This window comes from Xanthomonas sp. NCPPB 2922 (assembly GCF_041520885.1).
Taxonomy (GTDB): domain Bacteria; phylum Pseudomonadota; class Gammaproteobacteria; order Xanthomonadales; family Xanthomonadaceae; genus Xanthomonas; species Xanthomonas campestris.
This window is the reverse complement of record NZ_JBGOFY010000012.1, coordinates 93,230-112,557: the sequence shown is the minus strand read 5'-3', so window position 1 is coordinate 112,557 and position 19,328 is coordinate 93,230. Positions and strand designations below refer to the sequence as shown.

Below are 19,328 nucleotides of genomic sequence, written 5' to 3'. Positions count from 1 at the left end.
GAGCGCCCGCTGCGGCTCAGCGCACCGGGCGTCGCGCCGGGCGCTGCTGCTCCACCTGCGCGCGCAGCAGGGTGATGAAGGCGCGCGTGGCCGGGGTGGGGTCCGGCCGCCAGACCGCATAGGTGAGGAAGCGGAAGTGTTCCTTCAGCGCCAGCGCCACCACGCCACGCATGGCGCCGGCCATGGTCTGCGGCACGATGCCCACGCCCAGCCCGGCGGCGACCAGCTCGCGTACCAGATCGGCATGGGTGACTTCGTATTGCAGGCGCTGGTGCAGGCCGGCCTGGTCGAAGGCCGCGTCGATGATGCCGCGCACGCCGGCGCCGGGAATCAGCCCGGCCATCGGCTCGTCGTCCAGCTCGGCCAATGCCACGCGCTTGCGGCTGGAGAAGCGATGGCCGGGGGCCACGATCAGCGCCAGTGCCTCTTCGTGCAGCAGCAGGCGCTGCTCCGGCACCACCACCTGCGGGCCGACGCCGACCAGGGCCAGGTCCAGCCGGCCTTCGCGCAGGTCGTGCAGCAGGGCGTCGCTCATGGCCGTGCGCAGGTGCACATCCACGTGCGCATGTGCGCTGCGGAAGCGGTGCAGCAGCGCCGGCACCTGCACCGTGGTGAGCGAGGAGATCTGCCCCAGCGTGAGCCGGCCGCGCACGGTGCCCAGCGCCTGGGCCATTTCTTCATGCAGGCGCTCGGCCGCGCGCAGCGTCTGCCGCGCGTTGTGCAGAAACACCTCGCCGGCGGCGGTGGGGCGCACCTGGCGGGTGCTGCGTTCGAACAGACGCGCGCCCAGCAGCTCCTCGATCTTGGCGACCTGGTGGCTGAGCGCGGATTGCACGGTGTTGCAGCGGCGCGCGGCCGCAGTGAAGCCGCCTTCGTCGGCCACCGCCACGGCGAACTCCAGCTGGCGCAGGGTCAACATGCGATCTCGAAACAAGATGGGAACGGTGAAAACAATACATTGGAAAGATGGGCCTGTGCCGACCACACTGCGCCCCATCCACTCCACACCAGATTGCTGCCATGACGTCGGAACCGATTTCCCACCCACCGCTGCCGCGCCGGCTGGTACTGCTGATGGCCGCGGCCACCGGCCTGGCCGTGGCCAGCAATTACTACGCGCAACCGCTGCTGGAAACCCTGGCGCAGGCGTTCCAGATCCAGGTGCGCACCGCCGGGGCGGTGGTGACCGCCGCGCAGCTGGCCTACGCGGCCGGCCTGTTGCTGCTGGTGCCGCTGGGCGACCGGCTGGAGCGGCGCGGGTTGATCGTGGGCTTGTTTGTGCTCAGTGCGTTGGGCCTGCTGGTGAGCGCGGCCTCGCAGAGTTTCGGCATGTTGCTGGCCGGCACGATCGTCACCGGCGCCAGCTCGGTGGCGGCGCAGATCCTGGTGCCGTTCGCGGCCACCCTGGCCGCCCCGCAGGAGCGCGGGCGGGTGATCGGCACGGTGATGAGCGGGCTGTTGCTGGGCATCCTGCTGGCCCGCACCGCCGCCGGGCTGCTGGCCGGCGTTGGTGGCTGGCACACCGTGTACTGGATTGCCGCGGCTCTGCTGCTGCTCACCGCCGGCCTGTTGTGGCGCGGGCTGCCGCGCCATCCAGGCAATGCGCAACTGTCGTATCCGCAGTTGGTGGGCTCGGTGCTGACGCTGCTGCGCGACGATGCGGTGCTGCGTTCGCGCTCGGTGCTGGGTGGGCTGCTGTTTGCCGGCTTCAGCATGTTCTGGACCACGCTGGCGTTCCTGCTGTCCGGGCCGGGCTATGGCTATGGCACTGCGGTGATCGGCTTGTTTGGACTGATCGGTGCTGCTGGCGCGTTGGCGGCCAACCGCTCCGGGCACTGGTCCGACCATGGGCACGGCGATCGCGTCAGCTGGGGCGGGCTGGTGATGCTGCTGCTGTCGTGGGGGCTGCTGGCCTTCGCACCGCACTCGATCGTGCTGCTGATCATTGGCGTGCTGTTGCTGGATATTGCGGTGCAAGGCGTGCATATCGCCAACCAGAGCGTGATCTATCAGCGCAATCCGCATGCACGCAACCGCATCACCTCGGCGTATATCACCTGCTATTTCATCGGCGGCGCGGTGGGCTCCACCTTGGGCACTGCGGCGTATGCGCAGGCCGGCTGGAACGGGGTGGTGATCGGCGGCGCGGTGCTGGCGCTGGCGGCGCTGGGCTGGGTGGCACTCAGTGTGGCGCGTGGTAGCTGGAAGTAAGCGCAGCGATCAAAACGACTGCGCAGCCGCCAGGCGGGCGCGGCCGGTGCTCGGAATCGGCATGTACCCCCATACACTCCGGTTCCGTCCGCACCCACCTGATGGCTGCCCGCGACGTGTTGTTAGCCGCTCTAAGTGCAGCAGCGGGTGGGTGAGTGTTGCAGATGCGTGTGGTCTGCAATGGTGGCGGTGCGCGCGAGGGGCACCGCTGAAATGCGGTTGATCGTTGGACGCAGGCCTCTCGTGTGGGGCCACCTGCAGGTGCTGACGACATGGCAGAGACGGCGGTGTGCCGATCGCGCACTGCCTACAGGTTAAGCACCCTGCAGCGCCTTGGGCGCGGTGGTCTCGACTGGGGCAGCAGTGACCGCCACCGCTGCGGCGCGGAGCTTGGGCAGCAGGCGCAAGGTCAGCGCCAGTTGGTCGCGCACCAGGCGTTGCTTGGGTGGTAGTTGCACGGCGTGCTGCTCGAGTGCATCGGCCATGGCCAGTTCTTCGGTTTCATCGTGCACGGGTAGCACCTGACGCAGGCTGAGGGCGTTGGCGATCTCGCCGAGTGTGCGCTGCAGATAATCGCCGGCCTGGGCAATGCCGGCGTCGTGTTCGCCATCGAGCGCGGCCCGGTGCGCGCCTAGCGCCGACAGATACCCCAACAGCGTGTTGGACAACGCAAGGAAGCGGAAGCCCGCCTCCAGGTTGCGGCGGTAGCGGCCGGGTTCGCGCAACATGTTCGACAGTGCCACCGACAGCGCAGCATCGGCGTTGTGCATGTCGCGCCGGGCGATGCGGTACGGCAGATCATCGCGCATGCCGCTGGCGTACTGCTCCAGCACCTGCGCCAGATAGCGCGCGCAGCTGGCCAGCACGGTGGCCATCACCTGGTTGAGGCGGCGGCCTTGCCAGTCCGGCAGGATCAGGAACGAGGCGGCAGCGGCAATGGCGCAGCCGATCACGGTGTCGATCAGGCGCGGCCAGATCAGCACGAAGCCATCGCCGAGCAGGTTGAAGCAGAACAGCGCCATCACCGTGATGCCGGCGGTGGCCAGCATGTAGCGGTCGGTGCGGGTGATGAAGAAGATCAGCGCAGCAGCCAGTGCGAGCAGCAACTGCACTTCGGTGCCGGGGAACAACTGCATCAACGCCCAGGTGGCGATCAGGCCGATCAAGGTGCCGGCAATGCGTTGCACCAGCCGTAGCCGCGTGGCGCCGTAGTTGGGCCGGCACACGAACGCGGTGGTGAGTAGGATCCAGTACCCGTTGTCGGCATGGATCGATTGCATGACCGCGTAGCCCAGCACCAACGCGATGGCCATGCGCAGGCCGTGGCGGAACAGCACCGAGCCGGGCGTGAGTTGCTGGCCGAGCCGTGCGGCCATCTCGCGCATGGTGTGCGGCGAGGAATCGCGCAGGCGGGTGTCGAGGTTGTCGCTGGTGGAATCGAATTGCGCCGCTTCCGACAGCCGCCGCTCGATGGTCTGCAGGTTGGTGACCAGCAATTCCAGCGCGCCGAGCAGGCGGGTGAGCGCGGGATCGGCGCGGGCGTGCAGGTAGTCCAGCGACTGGCGCAGATCGTCGGTGGCCAGCCGGCTGTGATCGCCGTAATCGAACGGCTGGCGCAACCGGATCGCCTCGCCCAGCGCGGCGCAGGCCTTGCCCTGCAGCGCGAGCAGGCGCTGGCAGCGGTACAGCACATCGCTGTGGAAGAACGCGTCGGTCAGGGCTTCGTACGGGTAGTGCGAGGAGCTGGCGCGTTCGTGGAATTCCTGCGCCATGTAGTACAGCCGGAAATACAGCCCGGACTGCACGCCCGGCCGGCCGGAGCGGCCGAAGCGGCTCATGATGGCGGTCTTGGCCGCGTTGAGCGCGCCCACCACCTTGGCGTTCTGTTCGGCCAGCGCCAGCCGGCGTGCATGCAGGTCGCTTTGCCGCACCGGTTCGAACAGGTCGGCCTTGAGCGTGAGGTAGCGGCCCAGTTCGAAGAACAGCCGCGACAGCCGCTCGCGCACCGGGCGATTGGCGAACAGGATGGTCCACAGGATCGACAGCACGCCGTACCAGGTGGCCCCGGCCAGCAGCAGCGCTGCGCCATGCCAGGCGATGCGCGGATCGTGGCTGCCGTGCTGGTCCATGCCGATCATGGCGTAGATCGACAAGGCCACCGTGGCCTGCGCGATCGAGGCATAGCGCTCGCCCAGCGCGCCCAGCAGGGTAAGCGAGAAGGTGGCCACGGCCATGCCGGTGACGAACGCCAGCGGATACGGGAACAGCACCACCACCGCGGCCGCAGCCGCAGCGAAGCACAACAGCGAGAGCAGCACCGATTTGCTGCGGCCCAGCCAGTTGTCGTCGGTCTCGGCGATGGCGCTGGCGATCGCGCCCAGGAACAGCGCCGGCACCGCGGTGAGCTGCTGCCAGTGCCAGCACAGGCCCATGGCCACCGCCAGCGCGATGAACACACGCAGGCCATAGCTGGCCTTTTCATGGGCCCACAGGCGGCTGAGGCGGGATTCGAACGAAGTGGTGGCCACGGTCTCTGAAGGGCAAGCGTGCCCGGGCATTATTGCCGCAGGCACGCGCCGCCGGTGTGCAGGCCGGCTAGTCCTTTGTCAGTAGGCGGCGTGACCGCCGCCGCTGCACGCCATGTATCAGCCCTGCGCGTCGCGCTCGCGGGCGATTGCACGCCAGCCGATATCGCTGCGCTGGAAGGCGTTGGGCCAGTGGATCGGCTGCAGGCCGGCATACGCGGTGCGCTGTGCGTCCTGCACGCTGTCGCCCAGGGCGGCCACGCACAGCACGCGGCCACCGGCGCTGATCACCTGCCCGTCGGCATTCAACGCGGTGCCGGCGTGGAAGACCTTGGCGTTGGCCGGCACCTGGTCCAGGCCGGTGATAACCTCGCCGGTGACCGGGGTGTCCGGATAGGGCTTTGCGGCGATGACAACGCCCAGCGACGGGCGCGGGTCCCACTGCGCCTGCGCGGTGTCGAGGGTGCCGTCGATGGCCGCTTCCACCAGATCGACCAGATCCGATTGCAGGCGCAGCATCACCGGCTGGGTTTCCGGGTCGCCGAAGCGCACGTTGAATTCGATCACCTTGGGCGCGCCGTGCGTATCGATCATCAGCCCGGCGTAGAGGAAGCCGGTGAATGGCACACCGTCGGCGATCATGCCCTGCACGGTCGGCTCGACGACCTCGCGCATCACCCGCGCGTGCACTTCGGGCGTCACCACCGGCGCCGGCGAATACGCGCCCATGCCGCCGGTGTTGGGGCCGGTGTCGCCATCGCCCACGCGCTTGTGGTCCTGGCTGGTGGCCATCGGCAAGGCGTGTGTGCCGTCGACCATCGAGATGAAGCTAGCTTCTTCGCCGTCCAGAAATTCCTCGATCACCACGCGTGCGCCGGCATCGCCGAACGCATTGCCCGAGAGCATGTCGCGCACCGCGTCTTCGGCCTCGCTCAGCGTCATCGCCACGATCACGCCCTTGCCGGCGGCCAGGCCGTCGGCCTTGACCACGATCGGCGCGCCCTTCTCGCGCACGTAGGCCAGCGCGGCATCCACCTCGGTATGCACGGCGTAATAGGCGGTGGGAATGCCGTGGCGGGCCAGGAAGTCCTTGGCGAACGCCTTGCTGCCTTCCAGCTGCGCAGCCTTGGCGGTGGGCCCGAAGATGCGCAGGCCAGCGGCGTGGAAGCGGTCGACCACGCCCAGCACCAGCGGCACTTCCGGACCGACCACGGTGAGCGCAACGGCCTCGCGCTGTGCCAGCGCCAGCAGGCCATCCAGGTCATCGACCTTGATCGCCACATTGCGGCACTTGGCTTCGGTGGCGGTGCCGGCATTGCCCGGTGCGACCAGCACCTCGCTCACGCGCGCGGACTGCGCGATCTTCCAGGCCAGGGCATGTTCACGGCCGCCGGAGCCGATGACGAGGATTTTCATTAAATTACTTTCCTAAGCCAAGGAGCTTTAAGGTAGGTGCTGCAAGTTGCTGAAAACCAGTTACTGAGGTGACGATATTTGCTAGCACTTCAGCTGCCTGTGCAAATTTTTCACCCAGGCCTTTTTCGCGAATTTCCGGGTTGGCGGCAAAATCGTAAATTCCTGATTTAAACTGGTCAAGTACATCTTCGTTCCCAGTCAATGAGTAATCATCGATAGCAGCCAGAAGTGTCCGGATTCGCCTAATGACAGCAACTTTTGCATTTCCCGATAAATCTGAATTCTTAATTTCCTCGATTGCTTCGAGCAATAGAGACTTGGCGCGCATCAATTCTTCGTAATCAATTGCTTTATCGCCATTTGTTAGATGGACAACTCTCGATTGCATTTTCAAGTAATTGATGGTGTGAGAGTCGATATGAGCGTGAAAATCTGTCCAGTTACGCGCTGCGGCAGCGCTGAGTCCGGTATAGAGCTGACTTCTCCAATGATTGACTGCGTCGGCTTGCTCTGGGTCAGCCGCGAGGACTTCTTGCGCTGCCGTATCGATCAGTTTGTAGAAGAGTCCGATTTTTCGATGGATTTCAAGTGATTCAGCTTCTCCAAATATTCTTTTCCATCCATCGATGAAGCTTGCATGTAATCGCAAGTCTCTCGCGGCGATGACAATCTTTAATAAGTGATTCGTAGCAGAGTTATTCATCAAAAATCTCAATGCCGGAAGTGGCGCACGCCGGTGAACACCATCGCCAGACCGTGTTCGTCGGCGGCGGCGATCACTTCGCCATCGCGCATCGAGCCGCCCGGCTGGATCACCGCCTGGATGCCGGCCGCCGCTGCGGCATCGATGCCGTCGCGGAACGGGAAGAATGCATCCGATGCCATCACCGAGCCGGCCACCTCGAGCTTGGCTTCTTCGGCCTTGAGCGCGGCGATCTTGGCGCTGACCACGCGGCTCATCTGCCCGGCGCCCACACCAATGGTGCGGCTGTCCTTGGCATACACGATCGCGTTGGATTTGACGTACTTGGCCACGCGCCAGGCAAACAGCAGATCGGCCAGTTCGGCATCGCTGGGTGCGCGCTTGGTCACCACGCTCAGCTCGCCCAGGGACATGCCACGGTTGTCGGCCGACTGCATCAGCAGGCCAGAGCCAATCCGCTTGGTGTCGTAGTTGTTGAGACCCGCGCCGTGCGGGATCTTGAGCACGCGCACGTTGGCCTTCTTGGTTGCGTAGTCGAGCGCGCCGGGCTCGTAGTCCGGGGCGATCAGCACTTCGACGAACTGGCGGTCCAGGATGGCCTTGGCGGTGGCTGCATCCAGCGTGCGGTTGAACGCCAGGATGCCGCCGAACGCGCTGGTGGGGTCGGTGGCATAGGCCAGCTCATAGGCATCGCCGCAGGCCACGCCCACCGCCACGCCGCACGGGTTGGCGTGCTTGACGATCACGCAGGCGCAGCGCTCGAACTGGCGCACGCATTCCCACGCCGCATCGGCATCGGCCAGGTTGTTGTAGCTCAGTTCCTTGCCCTGCAGCTGCTGGAAGGTGGCCAGCGTGCCCGGCACCGGATACAGGTCGCGGTAGAACGCGCCGGACTGGTGCGGGTTCTCGCCGTAGCGCAGGTCCATCACCTTGATGAAATTGGAATTGATCTGCGCCGGGAACGGGCTGCGCGTAGGCACGCTCTCCGCACTGTCGGCCACGGCCGAGAGATAGTTGCTGATCGCCGCGTCGTACTGCGCCACGCGGTTGAACGCGGCCACCGACAGCGCAAAGCGCTGGGCCGCCGAGAGCTGGCCGTTGTTGGCCTCCAGCTCGGCCAGCAGGTCGGCGTATTGCGCCGGGTCGGTGGCCACCGCCACGCGCGCGAAATTCTTCGCCGCGCTGCGCAGCATCGCCGGGCCGCCGATATCGATGTTTTCCACCGCATCGGCCAGCGTGCAGTCGGCCTTGGCGGTGACCGACTCGAACGGATACAGGTTGAGCACCAGCAGGTCGATCGGCGCGATGCCGTGTTCGGCCATCACTGCTTCGTCGACACCGGCGCGGCCGAGCAGGCCGCCGTGCACCAGCGGGTGCAGGGTCTTGACGCGGCCGTCCATCATTTCCGGGAAACCGGTCAACTCGGCTACGTCCTTCACCGGCAGGCCCGCATCGCGGATCGCCTTGGCGGTGCCGCCGGTGGACAGCAGCTCGACGTTGCGCGCTACCAGCGCGCGGGCCAGGTCGATCAGGCCGGTCTTGTCGGAAACGGAGAGCAGGGCCCGGCGCACGGGCAGGAAATCAGAGGCCATGGGTGAAAGGGCAGTCGTTGCGGGGCAGCCGATATTGTAGGCTGCGCCAGCGCTCGAATGGACTCAACCACCGGTATGGCCTCGATCTATGCTCTGAAAGGACGCTTCCAGGACCTGCTGCGGCCCATGGTTGGCGCGCTCTACCGCGGCGGCATCACCGCCAATCAGGTCACCCTGATCGCGGCGGCCATCTCGGTGCTGGTGGCCGCGGTGGTGTACCGCGCCGGCGCCAGCTGGCCGCTGCTGTATCTGTTGCTGCCGGTGTGGATGCTGCTGCGCATGGCGCTCAACGCCATCGACGGCATGCTGGCGCGCGAGTTCGGCCAGCAATCGCGCCTGGGCGCCTACCTCAACGAGCTGTGCGACGTGGTTGCCGATGCAACCTTGTACTTGAGCCTGCTCGGCGTGCCCGGCGTCAATGCCAGCGCGCTGTGGAGCTTTGCGCTGCTGGCCGCACTGACCGAATACGCCGGCGTGCTCGGGCTGATGGTCGGCGCGGGCCGCCGCTACGACGGGCCGATGGGCAAGAGCGACCGCGCCTTCGTCATCGGTGCGCTCGGTCTGGCGCTGGCGTTTGGCCTGCTCGGTGGGCATGGCGTCACCAGGGCCGCGCTGCTGCTGTGCCTGGCCTGCGCCGCAACCGTGTGGCGGCGCGTGCGCGCCGGCCTGGCCGACGCCGCTGCGCGCTGACGCGCAGCGCCCGGTTTTTCTCGATCCCCAACCTCTTTACCTCTCAGGATGATCCGATGCGCACAGTTGTAGAGCGCGAGTTCGCCAGTTTCGATGGTGCGCCCCTGTTTTATCGGCACTGGCCGGTGCAGGCCGCTGCCGACGCCGCGACGCCGCCCAAGGCCGTGGTGTTGCTGCACCGTGGGCACGAGCATTCCGGGCGGGTGATGCACCTGGCCGAAGAATTGCAGCTGCCGGACGCGCAGTTCTTTGCCTGGGATGCGCGCGGCAACGGGCGCTCGCCCGGCGCGCGCGGCGACGCGCCCGGCTTCGACGCGCTGGTGCGCGATCTGGACAGCTTCATTGCGCACATCGGTGCCACCCATGGCATCGCGGTGCAGGACATCGTGGTGATCGCGCAGAGCGTGGGCGCGGTGGTGGCATCCACCTGGGTGCACGATTACGCGCCGCCATTGCGCGCGCTGGTGCTGGCCTCGCCAGCGTTCAAGGTCAAGTTGTACGTGCCGTTTGCACGCGCAGGGCTGGCGCTGATGCAGGCGCTGCGCGGCAACTTCTTCGTCAACAGCTACGTCAAGCCGCAGTGGCTGACGCATGATCCGGCGCGCGTGGAGAGCTACCGCACCGATCCGTTGATCACCCGGCCGATTTCGGTGCGTGTGCTGCTGGGGCTGTACGCGGCGGCCGACCGCGTGGTGGCCGATGCGCAGGCGATCACCGTGCCGACCCAATTGCTGGTCTCCGGCGCGGATTTCGTGGTGCATCGTGGCCCGCAGGACCGCTTCTACGAGAACCTGCGCTCGCCGATCAAGCAACGGCATTTTCTGCCCGGGTTTTTCCACGACACCTTGGGTGAGCGCGACCGTGCGGTGGCGATCGCGCAGATCCGTCAGTTCGTCAACGAGCGCTTTGCGCAGCCACCGGTGCGCGCGGACCTGCGCGATGCGCATCGTGCGGGCCCGAGTTTCGAAGAAGCCGAACGCCTGGCCTGGCCGCCGCAACGCAACAGCCTGCAAGACCTGCGCTGGCGCGGTGTGCGTGCGGGCCTGCGGCTGGGTGGCACATTGTCCGAAGGCATCGCGCTGGGCCTGCAGACCGGCTTCGATTCCGGCAGCACGCTGGATTACATCTATCGCAACCAGGCGCGTGGGCGCGGGCCGCTCGGCCGCATGATCGACCGCAATTACCTCAACGCCATCGGCTGGCGCGGCATCCGCATCCGTGGCGCGCATCTGGGCGAATTGCTGCGCGCAACCGCCACCCGCCTGCGCCAGGCCGGGCAACCGGTGCGCGTGTTGGACATCGCTGCCGGGCATGGCCGCTACGTGCTGGAAGCGCTGGGCAGCGGCGCGCAACGCGCCGATGCGATCGTGCTGCGCGACTTCAGCCCGCTCAATGTCACCCAGGGTGCGGCGTTGATCCAGGCGCTGGGTGCAGGCGACATCGCGCGCTTCGAGCAGGGCGATGCGTTCGATCCGGTCTCGGTGGGCGCGGTGGAACCTGCGCCCACGCTGGCGGTGGTGTCGGGCCTGTACGAACTGTTTGCCGACAACGACCAGGTGGCGCGCTCGCTCGCTGGCGTGGCCGCGGCGGTGCCGCCCGGCGGCTATCTGCTCTACACCGGGCAGCCCTGGCATCCGCAGCTGGAATTCATTGCGCGCGCACTCACCAGCCACCGCGACGGCGTGGCCTGGGTGATGCGCCGGCGCAGCCAGCAGGAGATGGACGGCCTGGTGGAAGCGGCCGGGTTTCGCAAGGTGGACCAGCGCATCGACGCGTTCGGCATCTTCACCGTGTCGCTGGCGCAGCGGATCAACGCATGAATGCAGGCGCGCGCCCGTTCGCTCGCGCCGCGCTGTGGCTGGCGGTGCTGGGGCCGTTCTTCTTCCTCAGCTACGGGCTGGCCAATACCTTGGCCGGGCGCGCGGTCAGCGTACCGTCGGTGGTGTTCGGCTGGGAACACGGCATGCCGTTCTGGCCGTGGACCATCGTGCCGTACTGGTCCATCGATGTGTTCTACGCGGTGTCGTTTTTTACCTGCCGCACGCGGCGGCAGCTGGATACGCATGCACTGCGCCTGTTCACCGCACAGCTGCTGTGCGTGAGCTGTTTCCTGCTGTGGCCGTTGCGCTACAGCTTCGTACGGCCCGACACCGAGGGCGTGTTCGGGTGGTTGTTCGCGGTGCTGCTGGGCTTCGATAAGCCGTACAACCAGGCGCCATCGCTACACATCGTGCTGCTGGTGGTGCTGTGGGTGCGCTACGGCACGCAGCTGCAGGGCGTGTGGCGTTGGCTGCTGCATGGGTGGTTCGCGCTGATTGGCGTCTCGGTGCTCACCACCTATCAGCATCATTTCATCGATGTGCCCACCGGGCTGGCGGCCGGGTGGCTGTGCGTGTGGCTGTGGCCCGAGCGCATCGCAGCACCGTGGACCGATGCACGCCTCGCGCGCGACCCGCGACGCTGGCGGCTGGCGGCGCTGTATCTGGGTGGCGCAGGGGTGACGGCTGGCCTGGCGCTGTGGCTGGGCGGTGCAGCGCTGTGGCTGCTGTGGATGAGTGGCGCGCTGCTGCTGGTGGCGCTCAATTACGCACTGCTGGGACCGGGCGGGTTTCAAAAGCGCAGCGATGGGCAACTGAGCCTGGCCGCGCGCTGGTTGTATGCCCCCTATCTGCTGGCAGCCTGGTGCAACTCGCGGCTGTGGACGCGGCGCGCGCCGTTGCCGCGCGCGGTGTGCGACGACGTGTGGTTGGGGCGGATTCCGTTGCCGGCGCAGCGCGCTGCATTCGCGGTGGTGGTGGATGTCAGTGCGGAACTGTCGTTGCGCCATGCGCATGCGAACGACCGCATCATTCCGATGCTGGATCTGGTGGCGCCGGCGCCGGCCAGCCTACGTGCTGCCGCGCAGGCGATCGAGGCGGCGCGCGCGCATGGGCCGGTGTTGGTGTGCTGCGCGCTGGGCTATTCGCGCAGTGCGGCCAGCGTGGTGACGTGGCTGGTGCTCAGCCAGCGCGCGGCCAGCGTGAGCGAGGCCATGGCCTGCGTGCGCGCGGCGCGCCCGTCGATCGTGCTGGGGCCTCATCACCAGGCGGCGATTGCCGCTGCGTGTGCCGGCGATGCTGCGGCCGATGCGCTTATCGCGCAGGTGCCGGCATGACCGCGGTGATGACGCTGGCCAGCATGCGCGCGCTGTTGCGCCAGGGCGCGGCAATCGACCGCTGCGCGTTGCTGCTGCTGGCCGCTGCCGTGTTGTTGCTGGGCATCACTGATGCACCAACGGTTGCGCAAGTTGCCTATGCGCTGAGCGCGTTGGCCGGCCTTGCGCAGCGCTATTGGGCGTTTCGGGTGGGCCTGGACGCCGACCTGCTCGACGCGGTGCTCGGCCAGCTGGAAGGCGGTCATGCCGATGACACTCAAGCCGGCCAGCAACTCGACCAGGCCTTGCAAGACATCGGGCTGCTGCGCCATGCACCGCCTGTACGTGATTGGAGTGCGCGTTGGCGCGGCATGCGTGGCCTGCTGCGTACGCAGCTGCTGTGCGCCGCGTTGCAGGTGCTGGCGTTGGCGATCGGCCTGCTGGCCAAGGGGATGCTGTGACCACCTCGCCGGCGGTGCCACTGCAGGCCACACCTGAGCAGCACGCGTTATGGCTGCGGCTGCAGGCGTATGCCTTCGGCTCCGATGCGGATGCCTTGCCTGCCTTCGAGCGCCGCGTCGCCCAGCAGGCGCACTGCAGCGTGGCGGTGGCGCAGCAACTGGTGGAGGAATACCGGCGCTTCTGTTTTCTGGCCTGCACCAGCACCGCGCAGGCCACGCCCAGCCCCTTGGTCGATCAGGTCTGGCACACCCACCTCACCGACACGCGCGAGTACTGGGACAGCTTTTGCCCGCAGGTGTTGCAGGCCACGCTGCATCATCAACCCGGCCGCGGCAGCGCCGCCGAGGATGCGCGCTTCCAGCAGCAATACCGCGCCACCCTGGAGCGGTATGAGCTGCAGTTTGGCGCGCCGCCGGCGCTGCTGTGGCCGGCCCCGCGGCCGGCTCCCACAGCCGTGCCGGCGGCGCACGCTGACGCGTCCGAGGCCGCGTTGCGTGCGCTGCGCGGCGAGCCAGCACCGCCGTCGGTCAGGCGACTCCCGCGCGCGGTCATCGGCTGGGCGTTTGCCGCAGCGGTCGCCGCCTGGCTGGCCTACTCGGCCAATGGCGGCGTACCGCAGCCGTTGCAATGGCGCGGGGTCCACTTCCTGCCGTTTTTCATCACGCTGATCGGGCTGGGCTGGTCCACCTCGGCGTGGTTGCGGCGGGCATTGCGTGGTGGCCGCGCACGTGCGGTCGATGCCGTTGATGCCAGCGAATTCGCCTACCTGAGCGGTGGCGCCGATCGCGTTGCCGATCTGTTGTTCACCGAGTTGCTGGTGCGCAACGCGGTTTATCTGGATCGCGATGAGGATGCACAGGCACGGCGATGGGTGCGATGGCAGCCGCGCATTGCGGTGCCGCCTGCTTTGGAACCGGCGCTGCAGGCGCTGCGCAGTGCCGAAGATCCCACCGTGGCCTGGCAGGCCCTGCGCGGGCTTGCCGGGCCGGTCAGACAGCAATTGATCGACAAGGGGCTGTGGCTTGCGCCTGGCGCTGCGCGCTGGGTGCGCGCTGTCAGCACCGTGCCGGTGGCAGTGGTGTGGGTGCTGGGCGCATGCAAGCTGGTGATTGGCGTGCAGGGCGGGTCTCCGGTGGGGTACCTGCTTGGCTGCATGGTGCTGACCAGCGTGCTGGTCCTGGGCTTTTTGCTGGTGCCGGTGCGGCGCACCCTGTCCGGTGATGCGCGTCTGCAGGCGCGCCGCCAGGCAGTGCGCCGCGATGCTGCGCGGACCGGCGCCGATCCGGGCGAGGCCGTGGCGCTGTACGGCACGGTGGCGTTGGTCGGCACACCCTGGGCCAGTTACCACGAGATCCGCGCACCGAACACGCATCACCACGACAGCACGGGTAGCAGCTGCGGCGGTGGCGGTGACGGCGGCGATGGAGGAGGCGACAGCGGCGGCGATGGTGGCGGCGGCTGTGGTGGATGTGGCGGGGGAGGCGACTGATGGCACACGAGACAACCGGGCTGCGTGCGCGGCAACGGCAGCTGGCACGCGCTTTGCGCGGACGCGGCGCCACACCCAATGGCGTGTCGTGGGTGGGCATCGCCTTCGCGGCGCTGGCCGGGCTGATGTTCTACATCGGCTTGAGCGCGCCGGCGCGCGAAGGTGCCGCGCCGCTGCTGCTGGCCTTGCTCGGGCTGCAGGGGCGGCTGTGCTGCAACCGCATGGATGGCGTACTCGCGCGTCAGGCGCGGCTGGTGTCGCGTGCCGGCGAGGTCTACAACGACGCACCGGATCGCCTGTCGGATGTGCTGGTGTGCATCGGCCTGGGCTACGGGCTGCAGGACAGCGTGCCGTGGGCCGCGCAACTGGGCTGGGCCGCGGCGCTGTGCTGCGTGGCCACCGCCTACGTGCGCATGCTCGGGCTGGCCTGTGGCACCGCCGAGCCGCGGCAGGGGCCAATGAGCCGCGTGCAGCGCATGCACTGGTTGTCGTTGATGACCGTGCTGGCACTGCCGCTGCAATGGATGGGCCAGCCGCGTGCGGCGGCGTGGGTGTTGATTGGCGCACTGGCGGTGTTGATCGCCGGTGCGGTGCTGACGGTGGTGTTGCGGCTGCGCATGATCGTGCGCGCATTGGAGTGGACATGATTGCCCGTTTGATCGCGCGTGCCTGCAGTGGCGCCATCCGCACCCTCACCGGTGCCCGCGCGTTGTGGCGCGCCTGCGCGCCGTCCAACGAACGCCGCGTGTACTACGGCAACCACGCCAGCCACGGCGACTTCGTGCTGATCTGGTCCTCGCTGCCGGCCAGCCTGCGGCATGAAGTCCGCCCGGTGGCCGCGGCCGATTACTGGCAACGCACCGCGCTGCGCCGCTACCTGATCCACGCGGTGTTCAACGGCGTGCTGATCGAACGCGATGCGGCGCGCCGCACCCGCGACCCGATCGAATGCCTGTGCGATGCGGTGGATGCTGGCGATTCGCTGATCCTGTTTCCCGAAGGCACGCGCAATCCCGACGAGGGCGTGTTGCCGTTCAAGAGTGGGCTGTACCACCTGGCGCGGCAACGCCCGGAACTGGAGTTCGTGCCGGTGTGGATCGACAACCTCAAGCGCGTGATGCCCAAGGGCAAATGGCTGCCGTTGCCGCTGCTATGCACCACCACCTTCGGTGCGCCATTACGGCTGGAGGCCGACGAAGACAAGCAGGCATTTCTGGCACGTGCGCGTGAGGCGTTGCTGGCGTTGTCGCCGGATCAGCTGGAGGCGCGCGCATGAATCCGTATGCGTTCAGTGGGCAGTTGCAGCAGTCCTCGATGCACCAGCAGACGCTATGGTTGTTCAGCGGCATTGCGCTGGTGTTGGTGGTGGCCACGCTGATTTCCGAAACCTTGCGGTGGCGCGCGCGCGCGCAGCCCAGCGCAGTGCTCGACAACCTGGTGGCCCGCATCCGCGCCTGGTGGGTGATGGCCGGCGTGGTGGGCATTGCGTTCGTGTTCGGGCGCGCCGGGGTGATCGGGCTGTTTGCGCTGGTGTCGTTGTTCGCGCTGCGCGAGTTCATCACCCTCACGCCCACCCGGCGCGGCGACTACTACGCGCTGCTGGCGGCGTTCTACATCGTGTTGCCCTGGCAGTACGGGCTGGTGTGGACGGGTTGGTATGGCATGTACACGTTGCTGATCCCGGTCTATGCGTTTTTGGTGCTGCCGATCCTGGCCACCATCGGCGGCGACACCACGCGTTATCTCGAGCGCACCGCCAAGGTGCAGTGGGGCTTGATGATCTGCGTGTTCTGCATTTCGCACGTGCCGGCACTGCTGAATCTGGAGATCCCCGGCTATGCCGGGCGCAATCTGCTGTTGATCGCCTTCCTGGTGATCGTGGTGCAGTCCTCGGATGTGTTGCAGTACGTGTGGGGCAAACTGGCCGGCCGGCATCTGATCGCACCGAAGCTGTCGCCGTCCAAGACCGTGGAAGGCTTCATCGGTGGCGTGCTCTCGGCCAGCCTGCTCGGCATGGCGCTATGGTGGATCACCCCGTTCGCACCGTGGCACGCGTTCGGGCTGGCGCTGGTGGCCAATCTGATGGGCTTCTTCGGCGGGCTGGTGATGTCGGCAATCAAGCGCGATCGCGGCATCAAGGATTGGGGCCACATGATCGAAGGCCACGGCGGCGTGCTCGATCGGCTGGATTCGGTGTGTTTCGCCGCGCCGGTGTTCTTCCACCTGATTCGCTACGGCTGGGCGTAAGCGGTGTGCCGCAGCGCGCCGTCGGCAAGCAGTGACAGCGGCTAAACCGTCAGACCTCGCATGTGCCCAAGTCGTTGCGCCATCGTGGTGCAACCCAGACGTGTTTCATCGCACAGGAAACGCACACACAGCGCAACACCGCCGTTGCGATTCCGCATCCCGCATCCCGCATCCCGAACCTAATTTGCGGTGCAAACCACGCATGTTCATGCGCACAGGGAATGCACACATCGCGCGAAACCGCCGTTGCGATTCCCCAATCCCGATTCCCGATTCCCAAACCTACGTCAGCCCATACTCTTTGAGCTTCTTGCGCAGCGTAGCGCGGTGAATGCCCAGCATGGCCGCGGCGCGGCTCTGATTGCCTTCGCAATGGTTGAGCACTTCGACGAACAACGGGATTTCCATCTCGCGCAGCACGATTTCATACACGTCGTCGGCATCGCTGCCGTCGAGGTCGCGCAAATAGCGGCGCACGGACTGCGCGACGTGTTCGCGCAGCGGCGACTTCGGGGCGCCACGACTGCTGTCAGGACGAGAGGGGGCTGCGTTCAAAGGAGGTTCCCAGTGTCACGAAGCCGGGACGCGTGGCCGGCGAGGGGGAGTGAGTCTAGCGCGTGACCTCACCGCTCGCCACGCCCATGTGGGGTGGCGCTCAGGTCGCGTCCGCTCAACGGAAATCAAAACTGAAGGCGGCCGTGCTCGCGGCCGGTTCGCGGACGCGAAACGCCACCTGCACCGCCTGGCCGGGCGCCAGCGTGTCCTGCGCGGCGGGCGCCTGGCCCAGATAATCCTGCGGGCTGAACACCCGCGTGCCGATTACCCGGCCGTCGGCATCGGACAGCGACAGCTGCAGCCACGGCCAGGCCTGTGCCCAGCGTGCATCGTTGCGGAAGCTGGCCTGGATCTGCAGCACGCCCGGGTAGGCGGGCAGCGGGCGCACGTCGCGCGTCAGCAGGGTCAGCGTGGCCGGGTCGCGCCACGGCGGCAGCGCGCAGCGCGCAACGGCACAGGCCGCACTCACCAGCGGCCGCCAGCGCGCGTCGCCGGCCAGGCGCGCGCGGTCGGCGATCACGATCTGCAGGCCCAGCAGCAGTACCAGGCCGACCAGCACCGCCCATTGCCAGCCGCTGGCGCGCAGCCGCGGCCGGACCAGGCCGCGGCGGGCGAAGGCGGGTTCCAGCGTAGGGGCCGGAGTTGGGGAGGAGGATGGCGACGCTGGTGTGGATGTGGATGCCGATGCCGATGCCGATGCCGATGTGGACGTGGACGTGGACGTGGGGGCGGGCGTGGTTGCGGTGTCGTCCGGATCTGCTTCCAGCTCGGCCTCGGTCGATGCACCTGCCTCTGCTTCCGGGGCCGCCTGGGGAGCAGCGGGGGCAGGCTGGCCGTCTTGATTGGCCGGGGGGGACGCCTGCGGCGTTTGCGTGACTGTGGCGCCTGGCGCGCTCGCAGCGGACTGCGCTGCAATTGCAGGTTGGTCGGGGGCGTTGGTTGCGTGTGCTGCTGCGGCCGGAGCTAACGGAGCTGTAGACGTTGCTACAACTGCCGGAGCGATCGCCGCCGCTGCAGTGGGCCGGTCGTCTGCACTGCGGCGCATGGCCGGGTCCGCAGTCTGCGCAGACGAATGCGCCGGCACCGGTGCGGGTGGCGTGGCAGGCAAGGGTAGTGGCGACGCCGACAGCGGCGCGTCTCGCCGTGTGGGTGCAATCAGGGTGTCAGGCGCACGTGCAGCGGCGTCTGGCGGGGCGGCCTCCGGGCTGCGCGGTGGCGCTGGCAACGGACGTACCGGCGCCGGAACAGGTGCGGCCAGCGGCGCTGCCACCGGCGCGGACTCGGGGGCAGGCACTGCGGTGTCGGCCGGCTCGGTCGAAGGCGCGGGCGGGGTTGGGACCAGCGGCGGGGCGGCCGGGGCCGCACGCAGGAACGTGGCAAGCGGGCGGCGCGGAGGCGGAGTTTCGGACATCGGCAGGCGTGCAGCGGGAAGACCGCTATTCAACCACGCGCGCGCCGCATGGCGAACCCGCTGCCGCGGTCAGTGACTGCGGCACCCAACTGATACGTGCGGCGCCACGGCGCAGTGCCCAGGGACGTGCCCACATGGCGCAGGCGTCTTCAGACAGGCCGACGTTTTCTCGCGAGCACTGTTTCAAGCGAACACTGCCCTGCGATGAAAATGGATTAGGCGCCGCCGCCGCTCCGCACAGGCTCAGGCGAATGCCCCGCGGAGCAGAACAAGACTCGGCGTGTGGTCCAGTGCCGCAGGCGTGGCTTGCGTTCGGTCAGGAGCAGATCGAGAGCGGGCCGGTGCGCTGGCGCGGGGCCAGCGCGTCAAAGCGCGACACCAGCGCTGCTGCTCATCAGATGGCGCTATTGCGCAGGTCCTTCGGCAATCGAAAACACCAGCGATTGCGACCACGCGCCCGCTGCGGCCGGGCCTCAGCGCCGCCGACGCGGCTTGCCTTCGGCCAGCAGCAGATCGAGCAGGCCGGTGCGCTGGCGCGGGGCCAATGCGTCGAAGCGCGACAGCAGCACGCGCTGCTGCTCATCCAGGTGGCGGTATTGGGCGGGTTCTTCGGCAATCGAGGACACCGGCGGGCCGAACACGCGCTCGCCGCGGCCGGTGGCCAGATATTCGAACGTCATGCCGCTGCGCTTGGCCAGGCCGATCAGGTTGTCCACCGACGGCGCGGTGCCTTCGGCCATCTCCCATTGCGCCACCGCGCTGCGGGTCACGCCCAGTTCGCCGGCCAGGGCTTCCTGGGTCAGCTTGGTCAAGCTGCGGGCCTCGCGTACACGCTCGTATAGCTTGCTCACACGGACACCGGTGGCGGGAACGGGCCGGGAGATATAGCGCCAG

Annotated in this window: 17 protein-coding genes and 1 other RNA gene; 10 read left to right on the top strand and 8 right to left on the bottom strand. The window is 67.6% G+C overall.

The window, feature by feature from the left end; all coding sequences use genetic code 11:
* Positions 1-16: 16 nt before the first annotated feature.
* On the bottom strand, positions 17-919 hold the full coding sequence (locus ACD584_RS14285) for a LysR family transcriptional regulator (RefSeq protein ID WP_076037329.1): 903 nt from the start codon (positions 917-919) through the stop codon (positions 17-19).
* Between the two features lie 101 nt (positions 920-1,020).
* On the opposite strand from ACD584_RS14285, the gene ACD584_RS14280 reads away from it, so the two are divergent.
* Positions 1,021-2,211 (top strand): MFS transporter, encoded by a 1,191-nt coding sequence (locus ACD584_RS14280; protein ID WP_076037328.1) that lies wholly within the window; start codon positions 1,021-1,023, stop codon positions 2,209-2,211.
* A gap of 61 nt (positions 2,212-2,272) precedes the next feature.
* A non-coding RNA gene (locus tag ACD584_RS14275) (sX9 sRNA) lies at positions 2,273-2,339 on the top strand.
* Between the two features lie 186 nt (positions 2,340-2,525).
* Here ACD584_RS14275 and yccS read toward each other — a convergent pair.
* The 4 genes from yccS to purH form a co-directional block, all read right to left on the bottom strand.
* Positions 2,526-4,739: a YccS family putative transporter gene (gene yccS, locus ACD584_RS14270; RefSeq protein ID WP_175611712.1), complete on the bottom strand. Its 2,214-nt coding sequence runs from the start codon at positions 4,737-4,739 to the stop codon at positions 2,526-2,528.
* A gap of 117 nt (positions 4,740-4,856) precedes the next feature.
* Positions 4,857-6,152, bottom strand: coding sequence for a phosphoribosylamine--glycine ligase (gene purD, locus ACD584_RS14265; protein WP_076037326.1), 1,296 nt, complete (start codon positions 6,150-6,152; stop codon positions 4,857-4,859).
* A 4-nt stretch (positions 6,153-6,156) separates the two neighbouring features.
* Positions 6,157-6,855: a hypothetical protein gene (locus tag ACD584_RS14260; RefSeq protein ID WP_138922023.1), complete on the bottom strand. Its 699-nt coding sequence runs from the start codon at positions 6,853-6,855 to the stop codon at positions 6,157-6,159.
* A gap of 8 nt (positions 6,856-6,863) precedes the next feature.
* On the bottom strand, positions 6,864-8,447 hold the full coding sequence (gene purH / locus ACD584_RS14255; RefSeq protein WP_042597277.1) for a bifunctional phosphoribosylaminoimidazolecarboxamide formyltransferase/IMP cyclohydrolase: 1,584 nt from the start codon (positions 8,445-8,447) through the stop codon (positions 6,864-6,866).
* Positions 8,448-8,522: 75 nt separating this feature from the next.
* Between purH and ACD584_RS14250 the strand changes: the two genes are divergently transcribed.
* The 8 genes from ACD584_RS14250 to ACD584_RS14215 are packed head-to-tail and all read left to right on the top strand — an operon-like array spanning position 8,523 to position 16,468.
* Complete coding sequence (locus ACD584_RS14250) at positions 8,523-9,137, top strand: CDP-alcohol phosphatidyltransferase family protein (protein WP_076037325.1); 615 nt, start codon at positions 8,523-8,525, stop codon at positions 9,135-9,137.
* Between the two features lie 56 nt (positions 9,138-9,193).
* Positions 9,194-10,957: a bifunctional alpha/beta hydrolase/class I SAM-dependent methyltransferase gene (locus ACD584_RS14245; protein WP_076037929.1), complete on the top strand. Its 1,764-nt coding sequence runs from the start codon at positions 9,194-9,196 to the stop codon at positions 10,955-10,957.
* A complete protein-coding gene (locus ACD584_RS14240; RefSeq protein WP_076037324.1) occupies positions 10,954-12,291 on the top strand; it encodes a phosphatase PAP2/dual specificity phosphatase family protein in 1,338 nt (445 codons plus the stop codon). The genes ACD584_RS14245 and ACD584_RS14240 overlap by 4 nt, the downstream gene beginning before the upstream one ends.
* Positions 12,288-12,731, top strand: a complete 444-nt coding sequence (locus ACD584_RS14235) for a hypothetical protein (RefSeq protein WP_076037323.1) — start codon at positions 12,288-12,290, stop codon at positions 12,729-12,731. The genes ACD584_RS14240 and ACD584_RS14235 overlap by 4 nt, the downstream gene beginning before the upstream one ends.
* Complete coding sequence (locus ACD584_RS14230; protein ID WP_175611711.1) at positions 12,728-14,221, top strand: TIGR04222 domain-containing membrane protein; 1,494 nt, start codon at positions 12,728-12,730, stop codon at positions 14,219-14,221. The genes ACD584_RS14235 and ACD584_RS14230 overlap by 4 nt, the downstream gene beginning before the upstream one ends.
* The gene (locus tag ACD584_RS14225) at positions 14,221-14,868 is read left to right on the top strand and encodes a CDP-alcohol phosphatidyltransferase family protein (RefSeq protein ID WP_175611710.1); all 648 of its coding nucleotides are present in this window, start codon (positions 14,221-14,223) and stop codon (positions 14,866-14,868) included. The genes ACD584_RS14230 and ACD584_RS14225 overlap by 1 nt, the downstream gene beginning before the upstream one ends.
* Complete coding sequence (locus ACD584_RS14220) at positions 14,865-15,497, top strand: 1-acyl-sn-glycerol-3-phosphate acyltransferase (RefSeq protein ID WP_076037320.1); 633 nt, start codon at positions 14,865-14,867, stop codon at positions 15,495-15,497. Before ACD584_RS14225 ends, ACD584_RS14220 begins: the two co-directional genes overlap by 4 nt.
* Positions 15,494-16,468 (top strand): phosphatidate cytidylyltransferase, encoded by a 975-nt coding sequence (locus tag ACD584_RS14215; RefSeq protein ID WP_012437216.1) that lies wholly within the window; start codon positions 15,494-15,496, stop codon positions 16,466-16,468. Before ACD584_RS14220 ends, ACD584_RS14215 begins: the two co-directional genes overlap by 4 nt.
* Before the next feature lie 282 nt (positions 16,469-16,750).
* Here the strand turns inward: ACD584_RS14215 and fis are convergent, their stop codons facing one another.
* From fis to ACD584_RS14200, 3 genes are all read right to left on the bottom strand, one after another.
* Positions 16,751-17,023: a DNA-binding transcriptional regulator Fis gene (fis, locus tag ACD584_RS14210; protein ID WP_011035757.1), complete on the bottom strand. Its 273-nt coding sequence runs from the start codon at positions 17,021-17,023 to the stop codon at positions 16,751-16,753.
* Positions 17,024-17,138: 115 nt separating this feature from the next.
* Positions 17,139-18,434: a DUF3426 domain-containing protein gene (locus ACD584_RS14205; RefSeq protein ID WP_076037319.1), complete on the bottom strand. Its 1,296-nt coding sequence runs from the start codon at positions 18,432-18,434 to the stop codon at positions 17,139-17,141.
* Between the two features lie 473 nt (positions 18,435-18,907).
* On the bottom strand, positions 18,908-19,285 hold the full coding sequence (locus ACD584_RS14200) for a helix-turn-helix transcriptional regulator (protein WP_011035759.1): 378 nt from the start codon (positions 19,283-19,285) through the stop codon (positions 18,908-18,910).
* Between the last annotated feature and the right edge of the window lie 43 nt (positions 19,286-19,328).